Consider the following 25,889-nt stretch of genomic DNA (forward strand, 5'->3'; position numbering starts at 1 on the left):
GCAGCAGCGCCGCGCAATGCACGTGCGAGCGGACTCGGCGTGCAAGGATGTAGCCCGATCAGCCCCCGATGCCCGATGCAGGGTGTCCGATGGCGCGTCGTGGCGCGACGAGGAGGATGGTGATGGACGACACGATGGTCGCAGGCGAACTCGCAGGCAACACCGCGTGGATATTGACCGCTGCGGCGCTGGTGCTGTTCATGGTGCCGGGTTTGGCGCTGTTCTACGGCGGCATGGTCCGTGCCAAGAACGCGCTGAACATGCTCAACATGAACATGTGGTGCCTGGGCGTCGTGCCCGTGATCTGGGTGCTGGTCGGCTACAGCCTCGCAGCAGGCGAGAGCGGTTTGCCGATCATCGGAGACTTCTCGCTGATGGGCATGGCCGGCATCGACGACGCGAGCGAACTGGCCACGTTCGGGTTCTTGATGACCTTCGCCGCGATCACCCCTGCGCTCATCTCCGGCGCGGTGGCGGACCGCATGAAGTTCTCCGCATGGATGGTCTTCGTGCCGGTGTGGTCGCTGCTGGTGTATGCACCAGTCGTCTACTGGGTCTACGGCGCGGACGGCTGGATCTTCAATCTTCCAGCGCACGACTTCGCCGGCGGAACGGCGATTCACGTCAACGCCGGCGCTGCGGCCATGGCGCTGGCCTTGGTCGTCGGCCGTCGTTCCGGTTGGCCCGACAACCGACCGGTTCCGCACAACGTGCCGTTCGTCATGCTGGGCGCGGGCATCTTGTGGTTCGGCTGGTTCGGCTTCAACGCCGGTTCCGCGCTGGCCGCCGACGGCGCTGCCGCACAGGCGTTCGTCAACACGTTCATCGCCGCAGCTGCGGGCATGGTCGGCTGGGCGCTGGCGGAGTACACCCGGCACCAGCGTGTGTCCACCATCGGCATCGCTTCGGGCGTGGTTGCCGCACTGGTGGCCATCACCCCAGCGGCGGGCTTCGTCGGGTCAATGCACTCGCTGGCGTTCGGTGCCATCGCCGGCGTGATCTGCTTCTTCGCCATCGAGGCCAAGTTCAGGGTCGGCTTCGACGACAGCCTCGACGTCGTCGGCATCCACTGGGTGGGCGGTGCGGTTGGCGGCGTGCTGGTGGGGTTCTTCGCCGATGCCTCCGCAGTCCCCGGCGGCGACTTCATCGACGGGGTGCTCTTCGGCGGCGGCGTGCTGCTGTGGAACCAGGTGCTCTCGATCGTGGTGGTCACGGCATACTCGTTCGCTGTCACGTGGATCATCGCCACGGTGATCAAGGCCACCATGGGCATCCGCGTCTCGTCGGAGGTCGAGATGGCCGGCATCGATGTCAGCGACCACGGGGAAGCGGCCTACCAGCTGAACTAGCTTGCCGCCGTGACCGAATCAGATACCGCGGCACAGGCTGCAACCTGTCCAAATGAAACTGGCCCAAACGGGACTGGCCCAAACGAGATTGGCCCAAACGAGATTGGCACAGTCGAGACCCACGACGATGACGACTTGGCTGCCTCCGATACCGAGGTGCGCCAGTTCGAACAGCAACGGTGGGCGCGGCCGCCGGGCGCAACCGAGGTGTTGCTGGTGCGCCACGGTGCTTCCCAGGCCTTCGTCCCCGGCGAGCCGTTTCCGATGCTCGACGGGCAGGGAGACCCAGCGCTCGCGCCGAACGGGCACGCGCAAGCCGCTGCCGTGGCGAACCGCTTGGCGCACGAGCCGATCGCTGCGCTGTACGTATCGTCGCTGCAGCGCACCCAACTGACCTTCGCGCCGCTGGCCGACCGGCTGGGCTTGACCCCGGGTATCGAGCCGGACTTGCGCGAGGTGGCGCTGGGCGAGTGGGACGGCGGCCGCATCCGCCAGTTCGCGGCTGACAATCACCCGCTGTACGAGCGCTTGCACCTCGAACGACGCTGGGATGTCATCCCTGGAGCAGAGACCAACCAGCAGCTCACGGATCGCTGCATGGGTGCGCTGGGGCGCATCGCCGACCGCCATCCCGACCAGCTGGTGGCCGCCTGCGTCCACGGCGGTGTGATCGGTGCGGTGCTGGCGCACATCGTGGGTGCCTCACCGTTCTCCTTCGGCGGATCGGACAACTGCTCGATCAGCCAGGTCGTGCGCTGCAACGGCGACTGGGTGCTGCGCCGATTCAACGACTGCTCGCACCTCGACAACCAGCTTCACCACGCCTGAACCCAGCGCCGCCGGCCAGGCGTCGGTCTCGGTGCCAACAGACCGTTGTCCCTTGCAGCTTGTTCAGCCCTCGTGGTCGATGCGGCAGCAGCAGACACAGCTAGCCGTGCGGGTGCCCGAGCGGATGCGGGCTCAGTCTCACGCGTCTGCGAGGAACGCGGTCAGTGCGGCAGTGAGCATGGCAGGGTCGTCGCTGCCGCCGAGTTCGCGGGCCGAGTGCATCGACAGCTGCGGCGAGCCCACGTCCACCACGCTCATGCCCAGCCGAGACGCCGTGATCGGCCCGATGGTGGTGCCGCACGGCAGGTCGCCGCGGTGGGAGTAGAGCTGGTAGGGCACGCTGGCTGCCTCGCACGCCGCGATGAAGCGGGCGCCGGTGCGAGCGTCGGTGGCGTAGCGCACGTTTGCGTTCGACTTGATGACCGGGCCGCCGTTCAGCAGCGGCACGTGCCCGGGCTCGTGTCGCTCGGGGTAGTTCGGGTGTACCGCATGTGCTCCGTCGGCCGATGCGCACACCGAGCGAGCCGCCGCCCGCAGGTACTGCTCTCGGTCGGCGCCGAGCCAGCCGGCGATGCGCTCGAGGGCATCGCTCAGCATCGGACTGCCCGCACCCGTGGCCGAATCGCTGCCGATCTCCTCGTGGTCGAACAGTACGACGACGGCGGCGGTGTGGTCGGGCGGCGAGCCAAGCCCCGACAGTGCCGCCACTGCCGCATGGCACGAAGCCAGATTGTCGATGCGGCCTGCTGCGTACATCTCGCCGTCGCGGCCGAGCCGGGTCGGCGCAGCGAGGTCGTGCGCCATTATGTCCCACGCCAGCACCGCATCTGGTTCGACATCGAGTTCGTCGGCCAGAAACTCCCGGAAGCCGCCTGCACTGGGTCTGCTTGCACGGGGTTCGCTGGCCTCGGGTTCGCCGGCCTTGGCTTCGCTGCCCGTGGGCTCGTTTGCACTGCGTTCGTCGAGTCCCCACACCGGGGTCAGGTGTTGCTGGCGGTTCAGCGTCAGGCCGTCGTTCGCCTCTCGGTCCAGGTGAATCGCGAGCTGCGGCACGCGCAGCAACGGACGGTCGCTGCGCCACAGCACCGCCGTCGAGCCGCGGTCAGCCAGTTCGCTGGCACGCACATCGCTGGCGGGCCTGTCGTGGCGAGGTACGACCCCGTCGCCGCCGCGCAGCACGACGCGCCCGGACAGGCCGAGGTCGCGGTCCAGCCAGGAGTTGAGCAGTGCGCCGCCGTAGACCTCCACGCGGAGCTGGCGGTAGCCGTACGCAATCGCATCGGGCTGCGGGCGCAACCGCAGGTTGGGGCTGTCGGTGTGCGCGCCGATCACGCCGAAGCGCAGTCGATCAGGATCGACGCGCTGGGCGGTTCGCACGGCAACCACCGTGCCACCGTCCCGCATGACGATGCCGCGTGCCGCATCGAGCCCGCGCCACGAAGCGCTGCGCTCGGTCTCGGCGAAGCCGGCTGCGCGCAGTCGATCCACCGCGGCGACAGCAGCGTGGTACGGCGAAGGCGACGCTTCGATGAATGCCAGCAGCGAGTCCAGCACGGTTACTCCAAACAGAGGTACCCAGTGCGGGTGCTCAGCGGTGCCCAGCGATCTGCCGAGCTGTGCTCCCACGACTGCTAGGCGTCGGCGTACGCGGTGATGACGTCTCGGCTGAAGTCGTCGAACTTGGAGCGCGACATGGGAAAGGTGACCAGGCGAGTGATGCCTGCCGCCGCCGCTTGCTCGATGAACTCCGGCGTCGCCGGTCCCTGGGTCATGAAGTCGAGCTGGCCGGGGTCGCGCCCGACCCGTTCCGCGCAGCGCTTCGCGTGTTCGTGCAGCGCGGTCATGTCCTCGAAGTTGCCAGATACCGGGAAGAACGCGTCGCCGTGCTCGCCGGCTCGCCGGGCTGCCCGCTTGCTGTCTCCGCCGACGACGATCGGCACCGGTCCCACCGGCTGCGGCCGGCAGTACACGCGGTCGAACGAGACGTGCTGACCGTGGTAGGAACACACGTCGTCGCGCCACAGCGTTCGGTACGCCTCTAGGTAGTCGTCGGTGATGTCGCCACGGTCGTCGAACGCGACACCAAGTGCAGCGAACTCCTCGGCCAGCCAGCCGGCGCCGACCCCCAGCATCACGCGACCGCCCGAGAGTCGATCCAAGGTGGCGACGGCCTTGGCGGTCACCAGCGGGTTCCGCTGAGGCACAATCAGAATTCCGGTACCGAGCTTGATCTCGGAGGTCGCCGCCGCGGCGTAGGCCATCCAGATCAGCGGATCGGGGATGTCGATGTCGTCTCGCTTGCCCGGCATCTTGCCGTCTTCGGAGTACGGGTAGGGCGTGGCGTATCCCTCCGGCACCACGACGTGCTCCACCGTCCACAGCGATTCGAATCCCGCCGCCTCAGCGGCTTGCGCATAGGCGATCGCTCCCTCGCCGTGGACCTGCGGACCGGTGTTCGCGAGTGTCATGCCGAACTTCACTGCGTGTCTCCTTGTGTTGGTGCTGACTGGTTCACTTGCTGGTGTCCTCTTCGTCTTGCACGGTCCCGCGCTGTCGCACTGCCGTAGCGCAGCATTGCACTGGTCAGCATTGCATCGGGCGGTCTTGCACTGGGCAGTGCTGCGGTGAGGAATAGTCTGCCCGCATGCGCCGTGCCCGAGCTGCCTTGCTTCTGTCTGCCATCGCTGTGCTGCTCGCCCTTGCGGCATCGGCGTGCAGCGATGACGGCGGAGACGATGCCTCGGCCGTTGACACTGCACCGGCTGCGGCCGAGACGCCAGCGCCGTCCACAGCGACCGAACCGCCGACGACTGCGCCCGCGACTCAGCCGCCGCCTGCCACCACCGCAGCCGCGCCGGCCACATCAACCGCCGCACCAACGCCAACACCAGCATCGACAACTGCGTCGACGACAGCGCCCACAACGCAGCCGCCGCCCACCACCGCAGCCCCAGGTCGGGCCGGCACGGCACTGCCACCCGCTGTGGAAGGCACCTTGCTTGAGGGCGAGGTACCCCAAGGTTTCGACATCCTGCAAACCGATACGAACATTCCGCGAGCCGAGACCTGTCCGGGCACGGCATCCTTCGGTGGAATCGGCCCGGTGGCGTACTCGGAGTCAACGTGGGCTTCCAACGCGCTGACGGGGCCGTTCCTCGACATCTACATCGCCCGATTCGAGTCGGTGGAGGCGGCATCGACAGCGCTGAACAACTACCGCAAGGAGCTGATTGCCTGCGGCGAGTTCCCCGAAGCCGAGACCGGTGCTGTCGGATCGTTCAGACCCGGGGAGGACCCTGAGCTCGGCGACGAGTCGTTCGGCACCGACTTCACCGCCACGGTCCAAGGGTTGGCCGTCAACCGCTATGGCGTCGTCGTCCGTGTCGGCGACTCGATCTACAGCTCGGGCCTGACCAGCGTGTTCCTCGAACCGGACCCAGCCATCGTGCTGGCGGCGCTCGACAGCTTCCTCGGCCAGTAGCTGCGCCACGTTCGGCTGAGCACGGCGCTGGGTTGTCGCTGAGTTGCCGATGCCGAGCTTGCCGACGCTCGACTACAGCGCAGCACGGCTGCGCGACGACGTCTTCGGCGGTCTCACTGCGGCGGTGGTGATGCTGCCGCTGTCGTTGGCGTTCGGCCTCGCTTCGGGGCTCGGCGCGATCGCCGGCCTGTACGGGGCCGTGGCAGTGGGCCTGCTCTCTGCGCTGGGAGGCGGCGCCAAGACGCAGATCTCGGGTCCGACGGCACCACTGTCGGTGGCGATGTCGGTGGTGGTCGTCGACTACGCGCAGCAGGACATCAACAAGGCGCTGTCCATCATCGTGCTTGCAGGCATCGTGCAGATCCTGCTCGGCGTGCTGCGTCTGGGCAGCTTCGTGGCCTACACCCCGTATCCCGTCGTGTCGGGCTTCACGTCCGCGGTGGGCGTGATCATCATCGTGGTGCAGCTGATTCCGCTGCTGGGCCACGAGGTGGTACTCGGCGGCGTGGCGGCCTCGCTGGGCGCACTGCCAGACGCCGTCGACAACATCGACACCAGCGCTGCTGCGCTCGGCGTGCTCGCGATTGCGGTGTGCCTGCTGTGGCCTCGGCCGCTGCGGCGGCTCTTGCCGGCCTCGGTCGCTGCTCTGGTGGTCGCCACGGTCGTGAGCGCGTTCTGGATCGACGACGTGGCCGTCATCGGCAGCGTGCCATCGGGACTGCCGGACGTGGTGATGCCGAGCTTCGACTGGGCTGACATCGGCGGCGCGTTGCCGCCGGCGGTCACCCTCGCACTGCTCGGCTCGATCAACAGCTTGCTGACTGCGCGCGTGGCCGATGCGATGACCCGCGACTCGCATCATCCCAATCGCGAACTCATCGGAGTCGGTGCGGCCAACCTGCTGGCTGCGTTCATCGGCGCGGTTCCCGGTGCCGGCGCCACATCGGCCACGGTGGCCAACGTCAAAGCCGGCGGGCGCTCACGAGCCTCCGGCGTGTTGTGCGCGGCGGTGCTGGGCGCGCTGGTGCTCGGTCTGGGACGCTTTGCAGAGGTCATCCCGCACGCGGTGCTGGCGGGCATTCTCATCAAGATCGGCTTCGACATCATCGACTGGCGTTACTTGGCCTGTGTGCGGCGAACGCAGTTCGATCAGTACGCCGTCATGGGGCTCACTTTGGGCCTGTCGATCGTCTCCGACCTGCTGTTGGCAGTCGGCGCGGGCTTGCTGGCCGCAGCGATGACCGCGTCGCGGCAGGTCGAGCGCCTCGAGCTGGACAACGTGGTCTCCACTCCGCTGCTAGACGTGACATTCCTTGCCCTGCCGGCCACCGACACTTCCCGCTCGGCGGAGCGCACCGACGGCGCCAACAGCTCTGGCAGTCCGGACCTCGACGGACTCGACCCGTTCGCTGCGCGCACCGGCCTATTGTCGCTGCGGGGCACGTTCACGGCTGCGTCGTCGATCAAGCTGTTCAACACCATCAACCGAGACGTGGAGGAGCACGAGGTGGTGATCTTCGACTTCACGCAGACGCGTCACATGGACGACAGCGCCGCCTACATGGTCGGCCAGCTCGTCGAGGTCGCGGTGGAGTCGGGCACCAGGTGCATCGTGATGGGGCTGGACCGATCAGGTGCGACGAGCGTTCGGGAGCTGAACGTGCTCCGCAGCGTCCCTGCCGACCAGCACGTCAAAGATCTCGACGCCGCTCGGGCCGTCGCTCGTCGGCTGCTCCACGAATCCCATGACCGTCCCGCTGCTGGCTAGCCGTGTGGCACCGGCGCCATGTCGGACCGACAGGCAGTTACCTGCTCGCCTTCGCAGCAGCCTTCGCCGCTCGGCGTGCGGCCATCTTGTCTCGATGCGCCAACGTCCGCTCGATATAGGGCGCAATGGCCGGGGTCTTGCAGCCGGTCTCGCCGTGGTCGACCTGCACCGGGCCGATGCGAGCGTCCACGTCGAGCACGGCGCGCCGCAGCTCGGGGCCTCGCAGCCCGATCGCAATGAGCGCGCCGTTCATCTCGTGACGCACCCGGTTGGGCCGCTCTGCGATCTCGGTGCCGATCTGAGTCACGAAGCCGCGCAGCTCGTCGACAGACCACACATCAGGCTGTTCGGCGGTGCATGTCACGATGAACCAGCCGACTGAAGCAGGCCACTCGTTGGCGGAGTCACGCCATTGCTCGCTGAGCGCGCGGGCATGCGGCGAATGCGCGAGCAGTCCGCCGAGCCCCTCGGCCAAGATGTAGTTGTCGACGCTGCCGAGCCAGCGTTGCGCCTGTGACGCGGTGATCGCAGCGGCATCGGCGATGCGCAGCGCCAGTACACGAGCATCGTGATTGCCGCTGTCCCACAGCTCGCCTGCAAGCTGGTGGTTCGTGCGCAGCGGCTTGGCGATGCGGCCGAGGTCCTTGTAGCTCACGCCGAACATCGGCTCAGCAGCACCGTGACGCGCGTACACCTTGCGGTTCTGGGCCGTGCCGGCTCCGCGCAGCTGCGCCATCACGTCCGACAGCATCGACATCGCACTCAGCCCCCGTCCCAGCAGCGTACGCAGCGCCCGATCCGCCGCACCACATCTGCAACAGAGGATCGTACGGGCGACCTATCGCGCGGCGTCGCCGGGAGCAGCAGAAGTTGACTGCGGCCGTCTGAGCTGTATCGGGCACTGGCGACAGTCGCGGCGGGCTGGCTGTACACGGTGACCAAGTTCGCTGCGGGCGACGTGGTACGCATGGTCGCAGTGAAGGCTCGCGGCGAGCCGTCTCGCCGAGCCCCGTCTTTGCTTGCAGGGAGGCCACTCATGCACGACCAACGGCTCCAACAGCACCGGGGCACTCGGTGGACTCTCAGACTGCGGCATCGAGTTGTCACACTGACGCTCGCTGCGCGGCTCATAGCACTGATGCCGCTGGGAGGGGGTGCCGCCAACACTAGCCGACGAGCCAGCGCATCCGGTCGCCGCTACCTATATGGCGCATGCCGTAGCGGCGGACCCGTCTACAGCTACAGCGCAGCTTATGGGATATACAAGGGCAGTGGATTAGGCAACAAATGTAGCGAGGTGACGTCGCATATCTTCTTCAGTGCGATTCGGCAAGTTCAGACAGCCCTCGGAGTAGTTGTCGTGACGAGATGGCCATCGGATGTCTTGTGATCATCAGACAGGCTGGAGAACGGCGTAATCTGAGACTTCATGATGCGCACACACTCAGCGCCGATGTAGCTTACGCAGTCCTGCCATTGTTGCTGTTCGTGTTCGCATGCGCTGCTGATGGCTCTGAGCCGAGCAGGTCCGAACCTGCAGCGGACCGCGAAGTAAGGAGGACATCGCAATCCAGCGAGTCTGTTTCCGCAACTGCCACGACGACGTTCCACATTCCGCCGCGAACTGCGGTTACTTCGACCACCGCTGCAGTGTCGCCTGCCTCGGCGAGCACGGTGCATTTGTGGCAGCCAAGAACTGAAGATCGCTTGCCCATCCCGTGGGTCGAATTTGAAGAAGGGTATGAGCGTGTTGCTGAAGCTGGGATCTCCGTCGAAGACATCTTGCACTGGGCCATCGGAACGCTTTGGATTGAAGGGAATTGCCTGTATCTGCGACTTCCATCCAATGAAGTGCCCGAAAATCAGATGCCGACAAACTGGAATACGTCTCCGGTGAGAGTGCTGTCGCTACCGAAAGATCTCATACAGTATGACCGACTTAAGGGCAAACTCTGGTTTCATCTTCGCGAGGGTGCCGAAGGACCCTTCCGGTCGGGTGATGAAGTGATCGTCTTCGCCGCGTCGGAACGGGACGTTCGCAGCTCGGCGTGTGGCGATAACTTCGTGATGTCAGGTTCTTGGATCGAAACATGCGGACATCGAGACAACCTCTATCACCTCGCCTGTGCAACCGAAGCGTATGTGTCCACTCATGGGGTGCAATGGTCGGAAGCTCGTCGCCGCCTGCAGCGTATCCCGGAGATGCTGTCAGTGGTCTCGGAGCTGCGCTCTCTTGAATCAGTGCGCATCGCTGGCTGGGGGATCGACAACGCCAGCTCATATGCACGTGACGGAGATGCTTTTGTTGCGTGGTTGCTTCTGACGGACGACCAGCCGCCGAGTCGGCAGGCAGAGATGCTGGCCGGATTGCACGGCGATATAGAGATACGCAATGGAGCTACTACGAGTTACACAGCGCTCAAGTCGGCCCAAGAGCAGTTCGATGACGGGCGTGGGATACATCTCCCCCTTGACTCGTCCAGTGTATCTGCTTCCGTGTTCGAATTGTCCGAAGCCGTCGCATGGACATGGATCGATCATCGTGCCAATCGGCTCACCATTGGGCTAGACCGTCATCGGGTTCCTGATGTCGGCGACTGGCAGCAGCATGTCGATGCTCGGAATGGCAAAGGTGGCGCAGAACACGCTGACCGTCATGGCTTGGCGGACAACAGACTCTATGTTGCTATCGCTGCAGAGCTGGATGCCCTCATTGATGTTCCCTTCACCGTCGTCTATGCGGAGAAGGTGAACCGCCATTTCAACTACGTTGCCGGCAACTGGGGTGGCTGATTGCCCACACGTCCGCGCCAAGACCGGCCACAGCTGCGCCGTCCCCACGCCGACACCTCTGAGCGCCAACTAACAGCTAGCTTGAACCATCGTGCGTGGGCTTGGTGTTCGGACGGGCGGGCAGCCGGCAGCCACCGTCGCGCTCGGCGGCATCTCAGTGCTGGTCTTCGTGCTGACTCACGAGCTGACGCGTCTCGCGGCGTTCGCCGGCAACACGCTGCGCTTCTCGGCCCTCGACCGTTTCGGCACTGTCGGTCCCTACATCGCAGAGCGCGACGACGCGTGGCAGCTCGTCACTGGCGCATTTCTGCAACACGAATGGTGGCGGATCTTCACCGGTGCGTTCCTGCACGCGGACCTGCGCCACCTGCTGTTCAACATGCTGGTGCTGTTCCTGCTCGGGCGGCGTCTTGAGCAAACCGTGGGCCCTGGCCTGCTGGCCGGCGTCTACGTGGTCTCGCTCATCGGCGGGTCCGCCGGCGCGATGCTGCATCGCCCCGACGCCTACGTGGTGGGAGCGTCCGGGGCGGTGTACGGCGTGATGGGGGCGGCCTACCTGGTGGAACTCCTGCGCGGCGGCAACCCGTGGCGGGACGGGCTGGGCAGCCTCATCGTCATCAACGTCGTGTTGTCGTTTCTCATTCCAGGCATCTCCATCGGCGGACATCTCGGCGGCTTGGTGGCAGGGGTGCTGGCCGGCCTGGCCATCGGCGACACCAGCCGGAGGCGGCATCCGCCCACGCTGGCCGAACGGCTCTCGAACGCCCCCGTGGTCGACGCCCGGATGCGACGGTCGCCGCTGGTGGTGTGGGGCCTGCTGACGCTCATTGCGGCGGCGATGTTCGTGGTGGCCTTGGCCGCGGCATCCACCTGGCGCGACCCGCTGCTGTGAGTTCCTGACAGACGCGGCACCCAGAGCGGCCACCGAGACTGGTCCGAGACTTGACTGAGGCGGCGAGGTCCTCGTCGGTCAGCCAGTCGGCCGATCAGTGGTCCGGTTGATGGCGATTGCGGCGATCACGGCTGCAATGCCGAGCGCTTCGCGCAGGCTCGGCACCTGAGCGAGCCACACCAACCCGACCAGCGTCGCCGTGGCGGGCAGCAGCGCTTGCAGCAGCGCGAACCGCGCCCGCGCGAGACGCTGCATCACCACCTGGTCGATTCCGTAGGGGATGACGTTCGACAGCACGCCGGCACCCACGCAGGCCGCAAGCAGCAGCGGTGTCGCCGCGGCTGCGCCCAATCCGCCGGCGCCGGCAGGACCGATCGCCACGGCACCGATGAGCATGCCGACGCCCAAGCCGTCCACTGCCAAGCCCGAACGCGCCACGCGATGTCCGAGGATGATGTAGCCCGCCCACAGCGCCCCGGCGATCAACGAGAACAGTGCGCCGAGCTGTGCGCCCGGCGGCGCGAACCCGGCCAGAGCGACAACACCGGCGACAGCCAGCGCCAATGCAGCAGCCGACCGGGCAGTGCGAGTGCCGAACGCTGCCACCGCAATCGGGCCGACGAACTCGATGGCGACAGAGTTGCCGAGCGGCACGCGCTCGATGGCGAGGTAGAAGAACAGGTTCATCAGAGCCAGCGCCGTTCCGAATGCGCCGGCCCACACCACTGCGACTCGGGACCAGCGCCGTCGCCATGGCCGTCTGAAGGCCACGATCACTGCTCCGGCACCTGCCACCCTGAGCAGAGCGACGGTGCCGGCCCCAAGTTCGTCGAAGAGCGTGAACGCCGTGGCGGCGCCCAAGTACTGCGATACTGCCCCGACGGTGAACAGCGCCTCAGGCGAGAGCCATTCCCTAGGCGCTCGGAGTGGATGGGGAGGCCATGGCGAGCGCATACGATGACGAAACTAGATGCGGATTGAAGGAGTTTCGCATGAGGACGAAGACTCGTAATGGCAGACTGGTGACCGCACTCGCGGCACTGTTCGCGTTCGCGCTGTTCGCTGCGGCGTGCGGCGGCGACGACGACAACGACACGTCATCCGCGACTACCGCAGCGCCGATGACGACCGACCACCTCGGCGATGGCTCGCTCGGCGTGGTCCAAGTAGAGCCGGGCGGTGCGATTCAGATCCGCTCGCTCGAAGCGATCACCGGCGACGTGGCCTTCTTGGGCCTGCCGATCGAACGGGCCACGATGCTCGCCATCGAGGACTACGGCCCGATTCACGGCTTCGAGGTGGACTTGGGCACCACGCTCGACGATCTGTGCTCCAATGACGGCGGCCAAGCCGCAGCCCAGACCATCGTGGCTGACGAAGACGTGCTCGGCGTGATCGGCACCTCGTGCTCTGGAGCGGCGGTCGCCGCGGCACCGCTCATCACCGGCGCAGGCATGGTGCTGATCTCGGGCAGCAACACATCGCCGGCGCTGACCTCTGATCTGGCCGGCACGGCAGGCGAGAACTACAACGTCGGCTACTACCGGACCGCGCACAACGACCTCTTCCAAGGTGCCGCGATGGCGGAGTTCGTCTTCGACGAGCTGGGGCTGACCGACGCCGCAGCAGTCCACGACGGCGACCCCTACACCCAAGGTCTCGTGCAGGCGTTCGCCGATGCGTTCGAGGCACTGGGCGGGACGGTGACAGGGATCTCCGCGATCAACAAAGAAGACACCGACATGGTGCCGGTGCTGACCGAGATCGCCACCGGCGCCCCCGAAGCGCTGTTCTTCCCGATCTTCCAGCCTGCCGGCGACTTCATGGCCGATCAGGCGCCGGGAGTGCCCGGGCTGGAGGACACCGTGCTGCTCGCCGCTGACGGCTTGTTGAACACGAACTACCTGGCGCGAGCCCAGACCGCGGACATGTACTTCTCGGGTCCGGACACACGCTTCGGCGAGAACGAGAACGAGAGCACCGGCAGGACGGCGCAGGAGTTCTTGGCCACCTACGAGGAGCGTTGGGGCGAGGCGCCGGCGGCGGCATTCTGGGCACACGGCTACGACGCGACCACCTTGCTGTTGGACGCCATCGAGGCAGCGTCGTGGGTCGATTCCGACGGCAACCTCAACGTGGACCGCCAAGGCATCCGCGACCACCTGAATGGCGTCGAGGGCTACGGCGGGATGATCGGCACCATCAGCTGCGACGACTTCGGCGACTGCGGTGCCGGGCGCATCACGGTCGTCCAGAACATCGGCGGCGAGGAGAACGTCGGCGCCAGCATGACCAACGTCGTCTTCTCCTACACACCCTGAAGCGCTCAGACTTCGCGCTAGCACTACAACTCGTGGCCGTCTAGCGTCGCCACGGTGTCATCACGAGGGTCGCCCCGCACCGGAGCGTCCCATGCTCTGACGCCGCGGCGGCGCACTGCCTCGCACTCCCGGCGCCGCACCCGGCGTCGGCTCGGGGGCAGCCTCTGGGTGCCTCGCACCAGAGTCGACTGGTTCCTCACGATCCTGCGGCTGGCGCTGCTGGCACTGCTCGCCGTCGGCTTGACAGCCTTCGTCGCCCAGCAGATCAATCCCGCAAACCCCTTCGCCCGCTGGGCGAATCCCGATGCGACCGGCCTCACCGGAGCACAGCTCCGTGGACTGATCGTCTCGGGCATCGCGCAGGGGTCGATGTACGGGCTGATAGCGCTCGGCTACTCGATGGTGTACGGCGTGCTCGGTTTCATCAACTTCGCCCACGGCGAGGTGTTCATGGTGGGGGCCATGACCGGCATGATCACCTCGAACAAGCTGGCAGACGCCGGCTTGTGGGAGTCCAACTTCGTGGGCTCGTTGGTGTTCATCGTGGTGGTGTCGATCATCGTGTCGTCGCTGACTGCGGTGGTGATGGAGCGTGTCGCCTATCGGCCGCTGCGCGGTGCGCCGAGGCTGATCCCGCTCATCACCTCCATCGGCGTGTCCTTCTTCTTGCAGAACGTGTCCGTGGTGCTGCTGGGCCCTGCCAGCAAGGCTTACCCCGACGTGCCGAACTGGGCGACAGCCAAGCACACGTTCCTGCAGATCGAGGGAGCGAAGATCCTCGTGGTGGTCGTGGCAGCGGTGTCGATGGCGGCGCTGTGGTACTACGTCGATCGCACCAAGACCGGCAAGGCCATGCGCGCGGTCGCCGAGGATGCGGAGATCGCGGCGCTGATGGGCATCGACGTCAACCGCACCATCGTCAAGGTGTTCGCCTTGGGCGGTGCGATGGCGGGCATGGCCGGGATCCTGTGGGGGATTCTGTTCCGCAGCGTCGTCCACACCACCGGCTTCCTGCCGGGGATCAAGGCCTTCAGCGCTGCGGTCGTCGGCGGCATCGGCCACTTGGGCGGCGCCATGGCCGGCGGGCTGTCGATCGGCGTTGCAGAATCGGTCGGACCGCTGCTGATCTTGGAGCCGCTCGGCGTGCGAGGCGTGTCGCAGCTTCGCGACGCTGTCGCGTTCTCGATGCTCATCATCGTCCTGCTGGTGAGACCGGCCGGCCTGTTCGGGGAACGGCTGCCGGCGCAGGACCGGACGTGAGCCCAGCCGTGCCCTCGCAGCGCGTTTGGGTGCCAGATCCGGCACCCGCTGCTGCGCCGGCGAACGTGCCGCGCACCGGACCGACCGCCATTGCCGGCGACGACCAAGCACCCCCCCGTCGCGCCCTCGCGCAGAACTGGCGCCGCATCGCTCGCCTCGGCGCCATCGGTGCTGTCGCGCAGATCTTCGTCTCGCTGTCGGGCATGCCGGTGAAGCTCGACGGCCGTGTGCTCGTCGAGGGGGTGCTCAGCCTGGGGTACCTGTCGCTTGTGGTGGCGCCGCTGGCGGTCGGCATTCGAGTGGGCCATCAGGCGCGCCGCCACGGCGTGCGACCGCATCGGCCCGGCGCCCATGAGGTCGTCGGCGGAGCAGCGTGCGGTGCGGTGGCCGGCGCGGGAGTGTCGCTGCTGACAGTCCTCATCGCCAACTTCGATCTGCGCGATCCGCTCGTCAACTGGAGTCCCATCTTGGCCGACCTGCTGGCTTTCCGGCGCGGCACCGCGTTCGCAGCGGCGGTCTGGCTCGTCTTGGGCGCCGTGATCGGTGCCGTCGGCGGCTCGCTACGCGTCATGCCGGTGCTCGGGCGACGAGCCGTCGCTACGGCGGCGATCACGCTCTTCGGCGTCGCGGTGCTCGAATCGTTGACGACCGACCTCGCCGAAGGCTTGGGTGTGGACGGTCTGGTCGACTGGTTCTACGCGCCTCGGGGCGGCCTGACGGTGAGCGGCGCGATCGCACTGACGGTCGGCTCGGCGGCGTTGGCCGTGGCGGGGCGCGGTCGGATCCGACGGGCGCGAGCCAGCATCGAATCGCTGGACGGGCCCGCCCGCCGTCGGGCACAGCTCGGGATGATGGTGGCGACCGGTGCCATGCTCGTGATACTGCCGATGTTCGCAGGCAAGCTCACCAACGAGCTGCTGGCCAACGTGGGGCTGTTCGTGTTGCTGGCGCTCGGGCTCAACGTGGTGGTCGGGCTGGCCGGCATCTTGGACTTGGGCTACGTGGCGTTCTTCGCGGTCGGCAGCTACAGCGCCGCGGTGCTCACCGCCGCCTCCTCGCCGCGCATCAACCCGGAACTGCCGTGGCTCGTGGCGCTCATCGGCGTCGTGATCGTGACCGGACTGGTCGGGCTGTTCATCGGCACGCCGGTGATCCGCATGCGCGGCGACTACTTGGCCATCGTCACGCTCGGCTTCGGCGAGATCATCCGGCTGCTGTTCCTGTCGGACTGGCTGTCGGGTTGGTTCGGCGGCTCGCAGGGCATCACCAACATCCCGGGCGCGGAGATCTTCGGCCTCGCCGAGGTGTCCGGCACCGATCCCCGCAGCGTCTTCTACTTGGTGCTGGCATTCTGCGCACTGGCGGTCTACGTCTCGTGGCGGCTGGAGCGCTCGCGCATCGGGCGGGCCTGGATGGCGGTACGCGAAGACGAGACGGTGGCCGAAGCCATGGGCATCAACACGGTCAACATCAAGCTGTTGGCGTTCGTGGTGGGTGCAGTGCTGGGCTCGTTCAGCGGGGCGATCTTCGCGGCGAAGGTCGGCTCGGTGTTCCCTGCCAGCTTTCTCATCCTGGTGTCGATCGTCATTCTGGTGGTGGTCATCTTCGGCGGAATGGTCAACATCGTCGGCGTCATCGCCGGTGCTGCGGTGCTTATCGGAGTGCTGGGCGGCCCCAAGCAGCCGGGTCTGCTGGCCGAGTTCTCGGAGTTCAAGCTGTTGATCTACGGCGCACTGCTGGTGTGGATGATGCTGGCGCGGCCCGAAGGGCTCATTCCGAGCGTGAGACGCACACGCGAGCTGCACCAAGAGGACATGGCCCAGGACGCGTGGCTGCGAGGCCAAGCCGACGACGACGCCGCAGCCGGCCAGCCCGCTGCCGTCGGCGAAATCGGAGAATCCGGCGAAATCGGCGAAACCAGGCGGCGTCCGAGCGCAACCGTGAGCGGGCCGCAGTGAGCGAAGCTGCCGCCGAGCCGATCTTGGAGACCCGCAGTCTCAGCGTCGATTTCGGGGGCCTGACGGCGCTCGACGGGCTGGACTTCTTCGTGTGCCCCGGCGAAATCGTCTCGGTCATCGGCCCCAACGGCGCGGGCAAGACCACCCTGTTCAACGCCATCACGGCCACCGTCGCTGCCAGCGAAGGCGACATCCTCTTCGAGGGCGAGTCGCTGATCGGCTCGGATCCGAACCGCGTGACCTCGCGCGGCATCGCTCGCACCTTTCAGAACGTCCGGCTGTTCGCCAACATGACGGTGCTGGAGAACGTGATGGTCTCTCAACACTGCCGCACCCGCCAAGGTGTTTTCGCGGCACTGCTGTGTACCAAGGCGTTCCGAGTCGAGGAGGCTGCGATCGCCGAGCGGGGCAAGCAGGTGCTGTCCTTCTTCGGCGGCCGGCTCACGGGATACCGCTTCGATCAGCCGGCATACACCCTCTCCTATGCCAACCGGCGCCGTCTCGAGATTGCCCGAGCCATGGCGACCGATCCCAAGCTGATCCTGCTCGACGAGCCGGTCGCCGGCATGAACCCGACGGAGTCCGCAGAGCTGACCGGGTTGATCGGGCGGCTGCGCGACGAGTGGGGCTTCGCCATCGTGGTCATCGAGCACGACATGGAGGTCGTCCGCGAGGTCTCGGACCGTGTGGTGGTGCTGGACCACGGCGTCAAGATCGCCGAGGGCGCCTACGCCGACGTCGCAGCGGACCCGCAGGTCATCGAGGCGTACCTCGGCCGTGGGGCGGCATCGTGAGCGGTGCCGACGCCGGAACCGCCGATGGCGCCGCGACCGACAGCGCCCATCGCACTCCGCTGGTCGAGATGCGCACAGTGAACGCGCACTACGGCGCCGTGCATGCCCTGCGCGACGTGGACTTGGCGATCTACGAGGGCGAGCTGGTGTGCCTGCTGGGCGGCAACGCGAGCGGCAAGTCGACCACGCTCAAGACGCTGCTGGGCATGCTCACGCCCACCTCCGGCGAGGTCGTGCTCGACGGCGAAGTGGTGAACGACCGGCCGACCAGCTACCGCGTCGCCAGAGGGATCACCATGGTTCCGGAAAACCGGCGCCTGTTCAAGCGCCTCAGCGTGCGCGAGAACCTCCAGCTCGGCGCGTATCTTCGCAACGACGGCAATGCCGTCGCGGCGGACCTCGAGCGGGTCTTCGAGCTGTTCCCCCGCATCAAGGAACGGCTTGGCCAGAAGGCGGGCACGCTGTCGGGCGGCGAGCAGCAGATGGTGGCCATTGGGCGGGCGCTCATGTCGCAGCCGCGGGTGTTGTTGATGGACGAGCCGTCCATGGGGCTGGCGCCGGCGCTCGTGCAACAGAACTTCGAGCTGATCTCCCAGATTCACGAGACCGGCATGACCGTGTTCATGGTGGAGCAGAACGCCAACATGGCGCTGAGCATCGCGGACCGCGGCTGGGTGCTGCAGACCGGCCGGGTGGTGCTGGACGACACCGCCGAGGCGCTGCTGGCCAGCCCTGCGCTGCGCGCCTCCTACCTCGGCGGCAATCGGGGCGCCCAGGGAACCGATGCCGGCGGCGAGACGGCGCCCCGCCCAATGCTCGCCTGAAGGCCCAATCGCCGCTGACGCCCCACGTGCTCTTCGACGAACAGGGGGAAACCCACGTCGGCAGCGCCTCTGCGTTGAAGATGGCCTACGCGGCAGCCGAGACCTTCGATCGTCTGGCAGTGTTCAAGAATGCTGAGCCCGACAGCGTGTACCAAGTGATCGATGCACTCTTGGGTCGGGGTGCTGCAGCATTGAGCGAGCGCACCTGCTGAGCCGCAACTGTGCCGCGGCCTCACGCGGCATCACAGCTAGTTCTGCAGTGACAGCACAGCGGATGCGACGCCGTCGAGCTCGGCGAACCAGTCGTCGGGCTCGCCCACCAACACCGGCACGAACTTGGACGCGCCGATGTCGATGAATCGCCGGATCTGGTCGCCCAGGCCATCCCAGCCGGTCGGGATGATGTCCCCGGGGTCGATGCCAGGCGCCCGCCGATCCAAGATGGCTCGGTAGCCGGGGTTGATGTCGCCGTGGGTGTAGGGGATGAGCACGCCGAAATGCTCGGGATCGATCCACCGCTCGTGCGCTTCGGCGGCGTCGTTCACGGTCTTCCAGCCCGTCGCTGCCATGTCCGGCGTGCAGAACGACGGCAGCCAGCCGTCGCCGAAGCGTCCGCAGCGGCGCAGTTCCACCTCAGCGGCGCCGCCCAGCCAGATGTCCAAGGGCTTCTGGATCGGCTTGGGCAGCAGGCAGACGTTGTCGTAGCTGTACCAGTCGCCGTGGTGCGTGACCGACTCTTCCTCCCAGAATCGCTTGAGCAGCGGCAGCGCCTCGTTGAACATCTTGGCTCGCTGGCGGCGCTCGACCCCGAACGCCGTCTGCTCGTGCGCATCGGCCACGCCCAGCCCGAAGGCGGGCAGCAGGCGGCCATTCGACAACCGATCCAGGCTGGCAAGCTCCTTTGCCAGCACGGCGAGGTTCCGGCCGGGAAGCACCAGCACCGACATGCCGAACTTCATGCGTTTTGTGCGTCCTGCCGCGTACGCAAGGCCGACGATCGGGTCCGGACATTCCCCGCCGAGCCGCTCGCTCAACCACAAGGAGTCGAAGCCCAAGTCCTCGAGCGCGTCCACGAACGGATCGAAGGTGGCGTGATCGTTGGTGAAGCTGCGGGTGCCCAGCCCGAAGCCGATCCGGATCTTCATGGCTGTCACGCTAGGGCACGGACGCGCTGGCTTGCCCAATGCCGCCGGACCGATCGCCAGTGCTGCATCTCGCGAACTTGCCCCGTTCGGTCCTACGCTCGCGCATCGAGGTGCCGTCTTGGCGTTCCGGCATCCCGAGGGCCGTCCATGAGTCAGACCGCAGCGAGTCAGACCGCAGCAGGCAGGCAACCAGCAAGCACGCAGGCGGCAAGCAGCCGGCCGGCAACCAGGCGAGCAGCGAGCGGCGACAGTGCCGTGCGCTCCCACGGGCGTATCGACGGCCCGCTGGACCTGATCTCGCCGTTCCGGCTGGACGGGCGAGTGTGCGTGGTGACCGGCGCGTCGAGCGGATTCGGGGTGCGATTTGCCGAGGTGTTCGCCGCCGCCGGCGCCAAGGTCGTGGTGGCGGCGCGGCGCGCAGACCGGCTCGAACGGCTGGCGTCGCAGCTGCCCGATGCGATTGCAGTCTCGTGCGATGTCGGCGACGATGACGCTTGCCATGACCTCATCGCCCGCGTGGTCGACCACTACGGGAGGGTCGACGTGCTGGTCAACAACGCGGGCACCAGTGACGCCGTCAACCCCGCCGAGCAAGCGGACATCGAGAGCTTTCGGCGCGTCGTGGACATCAACCTGAACGCGTGCTTTCTGCTGGCCGGGCTCGCGGCTGCTGACATGATCGGCAGAGAATCCGCCGGCAGCATCATCAATGTGGCCTCGGTGCATGGTCACGTGGCCTCTGCGCCCAACCTGCAGCCTGCGTACGCGGCGTCCAAGGCCGGATTGGTCAACCTCACGCGGGACCTCGCCGTGCAGTGGGCGACGAAGGGGGTGCGGGTCAACGCCCTGTGCCCGGGGTACTTCGAGACGGAGCTGACCGCACCGATGTTCGACGACGACCGCTCGATGGCGTGGATCAGCCGCAATGCCCCCATGAGGCGGCCCGGCGCTCCGCACGAGCTGGACGGGGCGCTGCTGTTCTTGGCCGGCGACGCCAGCAGCTACGTGACCGGCACGTCGCTGATGGTCGACGGAGGCTGGACGGCTCGATGACCCGTTCGATGAGCCCGCTCGATGACCACGGCCTGTCGACCGTGGACTGCCTGGTGTTCCGATACGGCTCGAGCCGGTCCGTTCGGACGATGCCGATGACTCGAGACTGGCTGGCTGATGGAGACGGTCTGGCAGCGCAGCGTCCAAGCCGGGACTCGCCGCGCCGGAACTTGCTGAGCGGGAACCGCCCGAACTCACTGAGCCGGAACCGCCGTTGAGCCGGTTGGTCCCCCCGAGGCTGCGGGTTGCAGCGGCCGCTGTGGTCGCAGGCTGCGGCGGCGGCTTGTGGTTGGCATCTGGCCTCAAACGCCGAATCTGGCGCAGTGACCCGCTGACCGGAGTCGCCGCTCGCGACCGGGCTTGGCGCCACCTGCACGCTGAGCTGGCGCGCTCTGCACGCAACGGCCGGGTCGTCGGTGTCGCCTACTGCGATGTCGATGACTTCAAGCAGGTGAACGACCGGCACGGCCACCTCGCCGGCGATCTGGCGCTGGTGACCGTGGCGCAGTGCTTGCGTGACGCAGTGCGGCCGTCCGATGTGGTGGCCCGTGTCGGCGGGGACGAGTTCGTGGTGGTGTGCGGCGGGCTGCGCAGTGCCGACGACATGGAGGCCATCACGCAGCGCTTGCATGCAACGCTCGCCCCCGCGCCGGGATACCTCGAAGACGGCAACCCGTTGACCGGGATGGATGTCACCGTCAGCATCGGCAGCGCCGTGGGCCGCGGTGGCGACGTGACGCCCGGCGCATTGCTCCACGCCGCCGACCGCGCGATGTACCGCCAGAAGGGCCGACAGCGCTAGTTCTGTCGCAATCCGGTCATTGCAGATCTCCGAGCTTGGTGCATCACCGCCGAGGCGCTGGCGGCCCGGCCGCTCGCGTGCTGCGGCGATGCAGAATGGCGACTGCGAGGGAGTCGACCGGCCCGGCACCGCTGGCGCGGTGGCTGGTCAGCCCAGAGCCGGAGTGCCTTCGAAGTTTCCCGGATCGTCGATGGTGGGCAGCACCGGGCGTGACCGCCAGTCCATGGCCTCTTCGATGCCGTCGATCACTGCGGTCCATTCCTCGGGCTTCCAGCCCTGGGCGGCGCCGACCACGCTGGCGTCTTGGGCGACATGCACCAGTGCCGGCAGGCGTTCAAGACCCAGCGATCGCACGAACTCCCGCTCAGGGTCGAGCAGCACGAGGTAGTCGTCGGCAAAGCGGCCCAGAAAGCTGCGCGCACCCTGCGCATCGCTGCACACCACGAACGCACAGCGCACGTCAGCTTCCTCGTAGACCGCGAACAGACGTGCGGCGGTGGGCAGAATCCAGCCGCTCTGGTGGGTGTAGGGGTCGATGACCACGCCCATCAGATTGAAGACCACCAGCCATTCGGCCACGGTGTGGGTGTGGCCGCTGAGCGTCTCCAGCTTGATGTCCGCCGTCGGCGAGTCAGGCACGGCAGGCAAGCTACCGCCCAACACGCCAGTCACAGCAGCGTCCGGGCCAACAAGCAGCGGGGCAAATCCGGGCGATTCGCGCCGCCCCCGGGCAGCTAGCCGAGCAGCTGGTTCGACTCCGCCGAGCCCGCCGACATGGCCGCACAGCGCCGACCATTGCTGCCGTGTTGGACACCCCGACATGCGAGTTCTGGCAGAGGTGGCGCGGCAGCCGTCGTGCGAGGCGCGCACACACCGGCCAGGTCGGCAGGAGGCGGTAATGGGTCGGGAGCTGTGGGGCTTTGGTGTCGGGGTGTCGGCACCCGCCCGTGCCCGTCCGCTATGTGGCCTCGTGGTGCAGTCGGGGGTGTAGCTCAGCTGGTAGAGCGCTTCGGTCGCATCGAAGAGGCCAGGGGTTCGACTCCCCTCACCTCCACGCCCTCCACGTGCCGGTGATCCCCAGCCACCTGCTCACTACAAGCACAGCAGTGCGAGCCAGTGGCTGAGCAGCTGCTTGGGGCGGTTATGGGTCGGGGGGTGGCGGGGCTCGATGCTTGGGTGTTGGTGGATGCGGTCGTGGCAGGACCAGCACACGAGGACGAGGTTGTCGAGTCGGGTGGCGCCGCCGTGTGACCAGGGGGTGATGTGGTGGGCTTCGCAGTCGGCGGGGGGTGCGTTGCAGCCGATGCAGGCGCCGTCGCGTGCGATGAGCGCGCGGCGTTGGGCTGCGGTGGGGGCGCGGCTGGGGGTGGTCTCATAGACCGGGGTGAGCTGGTCCGCGAAGATGGTCAGTGACAGGTCGTTGTTGCATGCGAGGCGTTGCAGCACTGCTGGCGGGACGGGGCCGCCGGCGGGGATCTCGGCGACGCCGCCGGGCCCGCCGAGCAGTGCTGCGAGGTCGGCCCTGACGATGATCTGCGCCTCACGGCGCCCCTGCATGCCGGCCGGCAGCCGAGCCGGGGCGCCGTGTCGCGGTCGGTCTGTGACGGGACTGCCGCAGCTGGGTGCTGGTGACGCGGCGGTGGTTGGGCTGTTGGCCGTGCGGGGAGAAGCTGTTGCCGGTGCGCTGGCTTGTGAGGGGACCGGTGTCGTGATCGAGGTCGTAGCGCAGGCGCTGCTTGAGTCGGTGTTCGCGTCAGCCGTGTGGCCGCCGGGATCGTGGTACGGGCGAGTGCTGGTCACGAGGATGTCGAGCGCGTCGGCCATGCGCTGATCAGGGGTGCGCAAAGCGGTGCCGGCTGCTGCGTCGCCGGCTGTGGCGCCGTGGTCGGCCGAGGTGCGGCGTTGGCCGTGCTGCTGCTGGTGTTGGTGTTGGCGGCGGTCGTGTTGGCGCAACAGTTCTGCTTGGTGTCGCAGGGTGTGCTGGATGCGGGCGCCGGTCTCGGGGTCGAACGCGCCGCGCATCTGCACTGACCCGTCGTCGCCGTTCCAGAACCGCACGCTGCGGCTGCGCCGAAGCCGAGCGTGCCGTTCGGCTGCGGCTTCGGCGGTGAGCTGCCGCGCGGTCCAGCGCTGCGCCGCCTGGGCGAACTCGTCGTCGGGCAAAGTCCTGGCCAACTGCATCAGATCGGCGGAGCCCTGCACCGCCGCAGGCCCCGCGCAGCGTGCCGCCTGTGTCAGCCTGGACGCGTTCGCGAAGCTGATCTCGCCCGCCGACACCGCTCGGCGCGCCGCGGGCAACTGTGCGAGCTGAGCGTCGGTGCGCACCTTGCGGACAGCCTCTGAGCGTGACAGCCCGCCGAGCCGGCTCAACAAGCCGACGCCGCCGTCGCCGTGACGCTCACGAGACGCCACCACAGACGCTGCTTTGGTCTCGAGCAGCTCAACACGGCTGCGCAGCGACTTCGCCGCCGACAACGCTCTGCGCAGCTCCCCGGTGGACGCGTCCTCCACCGCGTCGAGCGCCGAGCCGATCTCATCGAGCGCCTGCTCTACATGCGAGAACACACAAACACTCTAGCAGCAACTTCACAATGACACACACCAAATCGCCACACAATATCGATGGAAATGGTATTCGCCTGAGTTCAACAATATCGAGCTTGTACACGCCACCAACAGTCCCGCACGACTGCTCGTTCACATTGATCTACGCCCGACGGCCGGCCAAAAGAGTATACCCGTTACTGCACACCTACAGCAGCTGCATACTTGGACACAGGCTACGGCGAAATCGGCTACGATCAAGTAGGTGCAGCAACCTTTATCGGTCGCTTGCGCGATGCCAGACGATGCCGCGCTGACAGCCTCGGCGCGCTCGCAACACATAAGTCTCGCCAGGCCAGTGCTCGCCAGGCCAGTTCTCGGCAGCCCAGCTCAGCACGGGAACCAAACGCTACGAGAGACGTTAGGCAATGACACCAAATCCACGGCTGAAATACGCATGCACCTCCTCCCCGTATTGTCAATGAGTTCGCCTGTCGAGTCGCTAAATCTGATTGCGAAGCTCCTAGTGTTGCCGGCTGCCGTTGCGATGGTTGTTCCTGCTTGAATTCACCGCCAAATCGTCAGTTCATCGCTGTCGATATCATCGCTGTCGATATGGTGATGCGGCAATGCTCTGCGTGTCATCGGCTGCCCGAGTCAGTCGACGAGAGTAGGTACATCAGATGTCCGAATGGGCATCGGCGCATCCGAGACAGCAGTATCCTCATGTGGCGATGTCGTTGCGTTGGGTTCGGACCACCAACCGAGCGGACACGGTCCACGTGGTGGCCCAGCGCGCCGAAGCTCGTACTCAAGGCGCTGCGGCTGTAGACGCAGCGCGACGGTGCTGGCGAAACACCGCCCAGCGCCGGGGGCTCGCCATCGCGGCCGTGCTGCTGGCGGTGAGCTGTGGCACCGGTGCTGCGGCAGACGCAGACGCCGAAAGGCACGGCGCTGGCGCTCCGGATGCTGACCCAGACGCGTCACGGCACGCATCACCGCTCGCACCGGTGCCGGTTGGAGCGACCCAGGATGCAGATCTGCTCCAGACGGTGCAGTCGCGGGGCGTGCTGAACTGCGGCGTGTACGGCGCTGCGGTGGCGTTCTCAGAGACGCAGCCCGACGGCAGCACCACCGGTTTCGATGCCGACTACTGCCGCGCACTGGCAATCGTCATGCTCGGCGACGCAGATGCGGTCAGATTCGTGCCGTTGACGTCGGCTGAACGCTTCACGGCGTTGCAGACGGGACTGATCGACGTGCTGGTGCGCAATACGACCTGGACGCAGAGCCGCGACGGGGACTTGGGCTTCGACTTCGCGCCGGTCACCTTCTACGACGGCCAACAGCTCATGGGGCGCGTCAGCGACGGGTTCACCGCTGCCTCGACCGTCGCGGACATCGCCGGCGCAAGGGTCTGCGCCACAGCGGGAACCACCACGGAGAAGAACATCGCGGACGCCGCAGATGCTGCAGGTGTCGAGATCAAGCTCGCGACCTACGAGGACTTGGACATCACCACCGACAGCTTCGTCAACGGCACCTGCGATCTGATGACCACCGACGGCTCGGGACTCGTGGGGCGCAAAGCCCGCCAGCAAGGCGACCAGCAGTGGGTGATCTTCCCGTCGGCGCCGTTCTCCAAAGAACCGCTGGCCCCCGTGTATGTGCGGAACCAGTCCACGTTCGGCGACATCGTCAACTGGACCATCTACGCCACGATCATCTTCGACGAGAAGGGCATCACCTCGCGGAACGTGGATGATCTGCTCGGCGCCGGCGAGCTCGACGCCGAGGCCGTGAGACTGCTGGGCGGCGAGGGCGAGCTGCAGACCAAGATGGGCGTGGCGGCGGACGCGTTCTACGAGGTAGTTCGACAGGTCGGCAACTACGACGAGATCTACGCCCGCAACCTCGCGCCGGTGGGGCTGCAGCGGGCGGGCACACCCAACGCACGCTGGACCCAAGGAGGGCTGATCTACGCGCCGCCGGCGCGCTGAGCGTGGCCCTCGGTAGGTGCCTGCACAGGCATGCACCGATCTGCGCTGGCGAGCAGCGGGGTGCTTCGGTGGCCGAG

At 67.0% G+C, this 25,889-nt stretch carries 22 protein-coding genes and 1 tRNA gene; 16 read left to right on the forward strand and 7 right to left on the reverse strand.

The window, feature by feature from the left end:
- The first annotated feature begins 122 nt into the window (after window positions 1-122).
- Window positions 123-1,349 (forward strand): ammonium transporter, encoded by a 1,227-nt coding sequence (locus ACOGI4_RS05200; protein WP_419842864.1) that lies wholly within the window; start codon window positions 123-125, stop codon window positions 1,347-1,349.
- A gap of 135 nt (window positions 1,350-1,484) precedes the next feature.
- The gene (locus ACOGI4_RS05205; protein ID WP_419842865.1) at window positions 1,485-2,177 is read left to right on the forward strand and encodes a histidine phosphatase family protein; all 693 of its coding nucleotides are present in this window, start codon (window positions 1,485-1,487) and stop codon (window positions 2,175-2,177) included.
- A 138-nt stretch (window positions 2,178-2,315) separates the two neighbouring features.
- Here the strand turns inward: ACOGI4_RS05205 and ACOGI4_RS05210 are convergent, their stop codons facing one another.
- Both ACOGI4_RS05210 and ACOGI4_RS05215 read right to left on the reverse strand, forming a co-directional pair.
- A complete protein-coding gene (locus ACOGI4_RS05210) occupies window positions 2,316-3,731 on the reverse strand; it encodes a M18 family aminopeptidase (protein WP_419842866.1) in 1,416 nt (471 codons plus the stop codon).
- A 77-nt stretch (window positions 3,732-3,808) separates the two neighbouring features.
- On the reverse strand, window positions 3,809-4,657 hold the full coding sequence (locus tag ACOGI4_RS05215) for an LLM class F420-dependent oxidoreductase (protein WP_419842867.1): 849 nt from the start codon (window positions 4,655-4,657) through the stop codon (window positions 3,809-3,811).
- Between the two features lie 164 nt (window positions 4,658-4,821).
- On the opposite strand from ACOGI4_RS05215, the gene ACOGI4_RS05220 reads away from it, so the two are divergent.
- Window positions 4,822-5,658 (forward strand): hypothetical protein, encoded by an 837-nt coding sequence (locus tag ACOGI4_RS05220; protein ID WP_419842868.1) that lies wholly within the window; start codon window positions 4,822-4,824, stop codon window positions 5,656-5,658.
- 49 nt (window positions 5,659-5,707) lie between these two features.
- Complete coding sequence (locus ACOGI4_RS05225) at window positions 5,708-7,426, forward strand: SulP family inorganic anion transporter (RefSeq protein WP_419842869.1); 1,719 nt, start codon at window positions 5,708-5,710, stop codon at window positions 7,424-7,426.
- Between the two features lie 37 nt (window positions 7,427-7,463).
- Here the strand turns inward: ACOGI4_RS05225 and ACOGI4_RS05230 are convergent, their stop codons facing one another.
- Window positions 7,464-8,183 carry a DNA alkylation repair protein gene (locus ACOGI4_RS05230; RefSeq protein WP_419842870.1) on the reverse strand — a complete coding sequence of 240 codons (720 nt, stop codon included), beginning with the start codon at window positions 8,181-8,183 and terminating at the stop codon, window positions 7,464-7,466.
- Between the two features lie 893 nt (window positions 8,184-9,076).
- Between ACOGI4_RS05230 and ACOGI4_RS05235 the strand changes: the two genes are divergently transcribed.
- Together ACOGI4_RS05235 and ACOGI4_RS05240 are read left to right on the forward strand one after the other, a co-directional pair.
- Complete coding sequence (locus ACOGI4_RS05235) at window positions 9,077-10,219, forward strand: hypothetical protein (protein ID WP_419842871.1); 1,143 nt, start codon at window positions 9,077-9,079, stop codon at window positions 10,217-10,219.
- A 91-nt stretch (window positions 10,220-10,310) separates the two neighbouring features.
- Window positions 10,311-11,111 (forward strand): rhomboid family intramembrane serine protease, encoded by an 801-nt coding sequence (locus ACOGI4_RS05240; protein ID WP_419842872.1) that lies wholly within the window; start codon window positions 10,311-10,313, stop codon window positions 11,109-11,111.
- A gap of 78 nt (window positions 11,112-11,189) precedes the next feature.
- On the opposite strand, the gene ACOGI4_RS05245 is transcribed toward ACOGI4_RS05240, so the two are convergent.
- Window positions 11,190-12,065, reverse strand: a complete 876-nt coding sequence (locus ACOGI4_RS05245; protein ID WP_419842873.1) for an EamA family transporter — start codon at window positions 12,063-12,065, stop codon at window positions 11,190-11,192.
- A gap of 38 nt (window positions 12,066-12,103) precedes the next feature.
- Here ACOGI4_RS05245 and ACOGI4_RS05250 point away from each other — a divergent pair, with 38 nt between their 5' ends.
- From ACOGI4_RS05250 to ACOGI4_RS05275, 6 genes are all read left to right on the forward strand, one after another.
- Window positions 12,104-13,432, forward strand: coding sequence for a branched-chain amino acid ABC transporter substrate-binding protein (locus ACOGI4_RS05250; RefSeq protein WP_419842874.1), 1,329 nt, complete (start codon window positions 12,104-12,106; stop codon window positions 13,430-13,432).
- A gap of 168 nt (window positions 13,433-13,600) precedes the next feature.
- Window positions 13,601-14,692, forward strand: a complete 1,092-nt coding sequence (locus ACOGI4_RS05255) for a branched-chain amino acid ABC transporter permease (RefSeq protein WP_419842875.1) — start codon at window positions 13,601-13,603, stop codon at window positions 14,690-14,692.
- Window positions 14,689-16,650, forward strand: coding sequence for a branched-chain amino acid ABC transporter permease (locus tag ACOGI4_RS05260; protein ID WP_419842876.1), 1,962 nt, complete (start codon window positions 14,689-14,691; stop codon window positions 16,648-16,650). The genes ACOGI4_RS05255 and ACOGI4_RS05260 overlap by 4 nt, the downstream gene beginning before the upstream one ends.
- Window positions 16,647-17,444 carry an ABC transporter ATP-binding protein gene (locus ACOGI4_RS05265; protein WP_419842877.1) on the forward strand — a complete coding sequence of 266 codons (798 nt, stop codon included), beginning with the start codon at window positions 16,647-16,649 and terminating at the stop codon, window positions 17,442-17,444. Before ACOGI4_RS05260 ends, ACOGI4_RS05265 begins: the two co-directional genes overlap by 4 nt.
- 68 nt (window positions 17,445-17,512) lie before the next feature.
- A complete protein-coding gene (locus ACOGI4_RS05270; RefSeq protein ID WP_419843093.1) occupies window positions 17,513-18,268 on the forward strand; it encodes an ABC transporter ATP-binding protein in 756 nt (251 codons plus the stop codon).
- Window positions 18,269-18,294: 26 nt separating this feature from the next.
- Window positions 18,295-18,480 carry a hypothetical protein gene (locus tag ACOGI4_RS05275; protein ID WP_419842878.1) on the forward strand — a complete coding sequence of 62 codons (186 nt, stop codon included), beginning with the start codon at window positions 18,295-18,297 and terminating at the stop codon, window positions 18,478-18,480.
- A gap of 36 nt (window positions 18,481-18,516) precedes the next feature.
- On the opposite strand, the gene ACOGI4_RS05280 is transcribed toward ACOGI4_RS05275, so the two are convergent.
- A complete protein-coding gene (locus ACOGI4_RS05280) occupies window positions 18,517-19,413 on the reverse strand; it encodes an LLM class flavin-dependent oxidoreductase (RefSeq protein WP_419842879.1) in 897 nt (298 codons plus the stop codon).
- A 255-nt stretch (window positions 19,414-19,668) separates the two neighbouring features.
- Between ACOGI4_RS05280 and ACOGI4_RS05285 the strand changes: the two genes are divergently transcribed.
- Complete coding sequence (locus ACOGI4_RS05285; protein ID WP_419842880.1) at window positions 19,669-20,466, forward strand: SDR family NAD(P)-dependent oxidoreductase; 798 nt, start codon at window positions 19,669-19,671, stop codon at window positions 20,464-20,466.
- A gap of 214 nt (window positions 20,467-20,680) precedes the next feature.
- Window positions 20,681-21,268, forward strand: a complete 588-nt coding sequence (locus tag ACOGI4_RS05290) for a GGDEF domain-containing protein (RefSeq protein WP_419842881.1) — start codon at window positions 20,681-20,683, stop codon at window positions 21,266-21,268.
- Window positions 21,269-21,415: 147 nt separating this feature from the next.
- On the opposite strand, the gene ACOGI4_RS05295 is transcribed toward ACOGI4_RS05290, so the two are convergent.
- Complete coding sequence (locus ACOGI4_RS05295; RefSeq protein ID WP_419842882.1) at window positions 21,416-21,907, reverse strand: redoxin family protein; 492 nt, start codon at window positions 21,905-21,907, stop codon at window positions 21,416-21,418.
- A gap of 342 nt (window positions 21,908-22,249) precedes the next feature.
- Here ACOGI4_RS05295 and ACOGI4_RS05300 point away from each other — a divergent pair.
- A tRNA-Ala gene (locus ACOGI4_RS05300) sits at window positions 22,250-22,322 on the forward strand.
- Between the two features lie 38 nt (window positions 22,323-22,360).
- On the opposite strand, the gene ACOGI4_RS05305 is transcribed toward ACOGI4_RS05300, so the two are convergent.
- Entirely contained in the window at window positions 22,361-23,833 is a 1,473-nt protein-coding gene (locus ACOGI4_RS05305) for an HNH endonuclease (protein ID WP_419842883.1), read from the reverse strand.
- 662 nt (window positions 23,834-24,495) lie between these two features.
- On the opposite strand from ACOGI4_RS05305, the gene ACOGI4_RS05310 reads away from it, so the two are divergent.
- Window positions 24,496-25,812: a transporter substrate-binding domain-containing protein gene (locus tag ACOGI4_RS05310; RefSeq protein ID WP_419842884.1), complete on the forward strand. Its 1,317-nt coding sequence runs from the start codon at window positions 24,496-24,498 to the stop codon at window positions 25,810-25,812.
- The last annotated feature ends 77 nt before the right edge of the window (window positions 25,813-25,889 follow it).

Source organism: Candidatus Poriferisodalis sp. (genome assembly GCF_965205175.1).
Taxonomy (GTDB): domain Bacteria; phylum Actinomycetota; class Acidimicrobiia; order Acidimicrobiales; family Poriferisodalaceae; genus Poriferisodalis.

Excerpts from the sequence above, each read along its gene's own strand:
- ACOGI4_RS05200 (WP_419842864.1), top strand. The coding sequence starts at position 123 with ATGGACGACACGATGGTCGCAGGCGAACTCGCAGGCAACACCGCGTGG.
- ACOGI4_RS05220 (WP_419842868.1), top strand. The coding sequence starts at position 4,822 with ATGCGCCGTGCCCGAGCTGCCTTGCTTCTGTCTGCCATCGCTGTGCTG.
- ACOGI4_RS05225 (WP_419842869.1), top strand. The coding sequence starts at position 5,708 with ATGCCGAGCTTGCCGACGCTCGACTACAGCGCAGCACGGCTGCGCGAC.
- ACOGI4_RS05230 (WP_419842870.1), bottom strand. The coding sequence starts at position 8,183 with ATGTCGATGCTGTCGGACGTGATGGCGCAGCTGCGCGGAGCCGGCACG.
- ACOGI4_RS05245 (WP_419842873.1), bottom strand. The coding sequence starts at position 12,065 with ATGCGCTCGCCATGGCCTCCCCATCCACTCCGAGCGCCTAGGGAATGG.
- ACOGI4_RS05250 (WP_419842874.1), top strand. The coding sequence starts at position 12,104 with ATGAGGACGAAGACTCGTAATGGCAGACTGGTGACCGCACTCGCGGCA.
- ACOGI4_RS05270 (WP_419843093.1), top strand. The coding sequence starts at position 17,513 with ATGCGCACAGTGAACGCGCACTACGGCGCCGTGCATGCCCTGCGCGAC.
- ACOGI4_RS05280 (WP_419842879.1), bottom strand. The coding sequence starts at position 19,413 with ATGAAGATCCGGATCGGCTTCGGGCTGGGCACCCGCAGCTTCACCAAC.
- ACOGI4_RS05310 (WP_419842884.1), top strand. The coding sequence starts at position 24,496 with ATGTCCGAATGGGCATCGGCGCATCCGAGACAGCAGTATCCTCATGTG.